Consider the following 4,575-nt stretch of genomic DNA (forward strand, 5'->3'; position numbering starts at 1 on the left):
GTCGGTGAGCGAGGAGCCGAGGTGGCGGATCATCTTCGTCCGCTGCGCCTCACCGCCCGAGAGCGTGCCCGACGGCCGGTTCAGCGACAGGTAGCCCAGCCCGATCTCCACGAACGAGTCGAGGGTCTCGCGCAGCGCCACGAGCAGCGGGGCGACCGACGGCTCGTCCAGGCTCTGGACCCACTGGGCGAGATCGCGGATCTCCATCGCGGAGACGTCGGCGATGCTGACGCCGTCGATCTTGGAGTTCCGGGCCGCCTCGCTGAGCCGCGTGCCGTCGCACTCCGGGCAGGTGGTGAAGACCACCGCCCGCTCAACGAAGGCGCGGATGTGCGGCTGCATCGCGTCGACGTCCTTGGAGAGCATCGACTTCTGGATCGACGGGATCAGGCCGGCGTAGGTGAGGTTGATCCCCTCGACCTTGATCTTGGTCGGCTCCTTGTAGAGCAGGTCGTGGAGCTCGCGCTTGTTGAACTTCTTGATCGGCTTGTCCGGGTCGAAGAAGCCGCAGCCGCGGAAGATCCGGCCGTACCAGCCCTCCATGCTGTACCCGGGGATCGTGAGCGCGCCCTCGTTGAGCGACTTGCTCTCGTCGTAGAGCGCGGACAGGTCGAAGTCGCTGACCGAGCCGCGGCCTTCGCAGCGCGGGCACATGCCGCCGATGCGGCTGAAGGTCGCGCTCTTGGTGATCGTCTTGTCGCCGCGCTGGACGGTGATGCCGCCGCTGCCGGAGACCGAGGCGACGTTGAACGAGTACGCGCCGGGCGATCCGATCTGCGGCTGCGCGAGCCGGCTGAAGAGGATGCGCAGCATCGCGTCGGTGTCGGTGACGGTGCCGACGGTCGAGCGGGGATTGGAGCCCATCCGCTCCTGGTCGACGCTGATCGCGGTCGTGATCCCCTCGAGCACGTCGACGTCGGGCCGCGCCAGCGTCGGCATGAAGCCCTGCACGAACGTGCTGTAGGTCTCATTGATCAGCCGCTGCGACTCCGCGGCGATCGTGCCGAACACCAGCGAGCTCTTGCCCGAGCCGGAGACGCCGGTGAACACCGTCAGCCGGCGCTTCGGGATCTCGATGCTGACGTCCTTGAGGTTGTTCACGCGCGCGCCGTGCACGCGGATCACATCGTGGCTGTCGGCACCGTGCGGCGCAGGCGACTGCGTGTCCGTCCTCATGGCCATGCTCATCATGTCTCCATCCGTTGGGCGGGGCCGCCTTCGCGGGCCGTGACGGCGCCTCGCGCGACCGCCTCATGGAACATGACGCGGACCGGGCGGTGCTTCACACTGCCGTGGGGTGCGCCGACCCGTCCTTGAAGTACACCTCGACGCCCGGTGACGCGGGCAGCGCGATCCGGCGCGGCGGGGTCGGGGCGTCCCCCGCCGTCCGCCCGGAGGAGCCGGATGGACCGCCCGCGCCGCCCGGGAGTCGGAGCGCTCCACAGCCATGGGCCGGGACCCTGCCGCGGGCGGTCCTCACCGCTTGCGGGGCTGGGTGAAGCGGAGCATGTTGCCGGCCGGGTCGCGGAAGGCGCAGTCGCGGACGCCGTACGGCTGGTCGATCGGCTCTTGCAGCACCTCGCCGCCGGCGGACCGGATGCGTTCGAAGGTGGCGTCGCAGTCGTCGGTGGAGAAGATCACGCCGCGCAGCATGCCCTTGGCCAGCAGTTCCGCCATCGCCCGCTTGTCGGCCGGCGAGGCGTTGGGGTTGGCGAGCGGCGGTTCGAGGACGATCTCCACGTCCTGCTGCGCGGGTGAGCCGACGGTCACCCAGCGCATCCCCTCGAACGCGACGTCGTTGCGTACCTCCAGGCCGAGGACGTCGCGGTAGAAGGCGAGCGCCTTGTCGTGGTCGTCGACTGCGATGAAGCACTGTGCGAGCTTGATGTTCATGCCTTCGACGCTACGAGGCGGCGGCGGATTCCGCTTCTCCGATCCTGACCGGTCGCGTGAGGATCTTGGCGACGCACGCCGGGATCGCGGCGCCGGCCTCGTGGCGGCGGGCCCGGTAGGCGCTGGGGCTCTCGCCGACCAGCTCGGTGAAGCGCGAGCTGAACGACCCCAGTGAGGTGCATCCGACCGCGAAGCAGACCTCCGTCACGCTCAGATCACCCCGCCGCAGCAGGGCCTTCGCCCGCTCGACACGGCGGGTCATCAGATAGCTGTAGGGCGTTTCACCGAAGGCGGCGCGAAAGCTGCGGGAGAAGTGCCCGGGCGACATGAGGGCGACGTTCGCCAGCGCCGGAACGTCCAGCGGCCGCGCGTAGTCGCGGTCCATCACGTCCCGCGCGCGGCGCAGCCGTACCAGGTCCTCCAGGGTCATGCGCACCAGCATCGCACGGCGGCGGCGGCCCGCCTCCGCGATCAGTGCTCCTGGGCCGTCGGGCCGTCCGCCGGGTTCTCCGCCCTCCGCGGCCGGCCGCCGGTCGAGGCGGCTTGGTGTCCGCGGGGTCGAGGCGCCGCGCGGCATCGGCGGGAACGGCGGTGGTGTGCGGACGGACCGGGGCGACGGCGACCGGGCCGGAGCCACCGCGACGAGGCGCCGGTCCCCTGCGGCAGCCGGGTCCACGGGGGCGACACCCCGCCCCGGCCGGCCCCGGCGCTACGCGCGGGGGCGGACACTCGCGCGTACGCCGGGACGCACCCGGGCGGACGCTCGGGCCGACTCCCCCGACCGGCCGTCACGCGCTGCGCGGGGTTTGCGCCAAGCATCGTAGGGACGCGGAACTCCCGTTAATCTTGCGGCTGTTGACCGAAGGAGTGGCTATCCGAAGGATGTTCGCCGATGTGGATCGGAATCCTGGGCCCGGTGGAACTTCGGTACGGCGGCGCACGGCTGGGTCCCCGGCCGGGCCGCGAGCGGTCGTTGCTGGCCCTGCTGGCGCTCAACGCCGGGTATCTCGTCACGCGTGACCGCATCGTCGACCTGCTGTGGGAGGACCCGCCGGACTCCGCCCGGGCGCAGGTGTACAACCTGGTCAGCGATCTGCGGCGGCGGATGCGGGGCACGGTGACGGCCGACGGCGAAGCGCCACCCGACCACGTCCTTGCCTCCGCCGACAGCGGATACCTGCTGCGGCCCGGCGCGCACACCAGCGATGTGCGGGACTTCCGCGAGGCCGCGGCCCTGGGCCGTCGGGCCGCGGCGGCGGGCGACCACGACAGCGCCGCCGCCCGGTTCACCACCGCCCTCGGGCACTGGCGCGGCACGGCGCTCACCGGCTGCCCGGAACCGTTCGCCGACGCCGCCCGCCAAGTCCTGGAGGAGGAACGGCTGCGGGCGGCCGAGGCCCTGCTCGACGCGCGCCTCGCGCTGGGCCAGCACCAGCAGGTGCTCACGGAGGTCGGCTCCTGGCTGGCCGGTCATCCCCATCGGGAGGACCTGTACCGCAGGCAGATGCTCGCGTACGCCGCACAGGGGCGGCGGGCCGACGCGCTGGCCGCCTACCACCGGGCCTACCGCCGTCTGCGAGACGATCTCGGCATCGTTCCGGGTCCCCAGTTGCACGACCTCTACCAGGAGATCCTCAGTGCCCCGACCCCTGCGTCCGACGTGGCCCGGCCCCGCCCGCCCGGCCCGGCACCGCGCCAGCTGCCTCCCCAGACAGAGCGGCTCCACGGGCGGGACACGCTGACGGCGGACATCCTGGCGGCGCTGCGCGAGCGGGGCCCCACCGTGCCCGTCGTCACACTGACCGGGCCGGGCGGCGCGGGGAAAACGGCCCTGGCACTGCACGTCGCACACACCGTGGCCGCCGAGTTCCCCGGCGGGCAGCTCTACGCCGACCTGCGCGGCTCGCAGGACAAGCCTGCCGACCCGCACGGCACCCTGGCCCGCTTCCTGCGTGGCCTCGGCCTGGACGGCAGGGACATCCCGGCCGACCCGGAGGAGCTCGCAGCCGAGTTCCGCAGCCGCGTCGCGGGGCGCCGGCTGCTTCTCCTGCTCGACGACGCCCGCGACGAGACGCAGCTGCGTCCGCTCCTGCCCGGCACCCCCGACTGCGCGGTGCTGGTCACCTCCCGCAAGCGGCTCACGGCCGTCGGAAACGGCCGCGGCTTCGGCATATCGACGCTGGACCCGGCAGCCGCGCACCAGTTGCTCACCCGCCTGGTCGGCGCCGACCGCACCGGGGTCGAGTCAGCGGCCACCGCCGAGGTGGCGCGGCTGTGCGGCTACCTGCCGCTGGCCCTGCGCATCGCCGGTGCCCGGCTGTCCTCCCGTCCCGACTGGACGGTCAGCGGCTTCCGGGACCGCCTGAAGCAGCACCGCGAGCGCCTCGATCTGCTCGTCACCGGCGATCTCGACGTCCGCGCCGGCATCGCGCTCAGCTACCGTTCGCTGCCCGTGGAACCGCGCCGCGCCCTGCGCCGGCTGGGGCTGCTCGAAGCACGCAGCGTGCCCGGCTGGGTCGTCGGGGCGCTGGCGGAGGCGGACACGGCCGACGACCGGCTCGCTGATCTCCTCGTCGAACGTCACCTGCTGGAGGCGGTCGGCGTGGACCAGGCCGGGCAGCCCCGCTTCCGCCTGCACGACCTGGTCCACGACTTCGCCCGTGAGCGGGTGCTCGCCGAGGA

The 4,575-nt window shown here is 72.6% G+C and carries 3 protein-coding genes and 1 pseudogene; 1 reads left to right on the forward strand and 3 read right to left on the reverse strand.

All coding sequences use genetic code 11. The features are described 5' to 3' along the window. The 3 genes and pseudogenes from VIW71_RS23640 to VIW71_RS23650 all read right to left on the reverse strand — a co-directional run. Nucleotides 1–1,188, reverse strand: a pseudogene (locus VIW71_RS23640) (excinuclease ABC subunit UvrA); the annotation flags it as partial. Between the two features lie 288 nt (nucleotides 1,189–1,476). Further along, entirely contained in the window at nucleotides 1,477–1,893 is a 417-nt protein-coding gene (locus tag VIW71_RS23645; protein ID WP_331624579.1) for a VOC family protein, read from the reverse strand. 10 nt (nucleotides 1,894–1,903) lie between these two features. Beyond that, nucleotides 1,904–2,323 (reverse strand): helix-turn-helix transcriptional regulator, encoded by a 420-nt coding sequence (locus tag VIW71_RS23650; RefSeq protein ID WP_331624580.1) that lies wholly within the window; start codon nucleotides 2,321–2,323, stop codon nucleotides 1,904–1,906. A 462-nt stretch (nucleotides 2,324–2,785) separates the two neighbouring features. Between VIW71_RS23650 and VIW71_RS23655 the strand changes: the two genes are divergently transcribed. Beyond that, a partial coding sequence (locus tag VIW71_RS23655) for an AfsR/SARP family transcriptional regulator (RefSeq protein ID WP_331624581.1) occupies nucleotides 2,786–4,575 on the forward strand: 1,790 nt, incomplete at its 3' end.

It is taken from the genome of Streptomyces sp. (genome assembly GCF_036524955.1).
Lineage (GTDB): Bacteria > Actinomycetota > Actinomycetes > Streptomycetales > Streptomycetaceae > Actinacidiphila.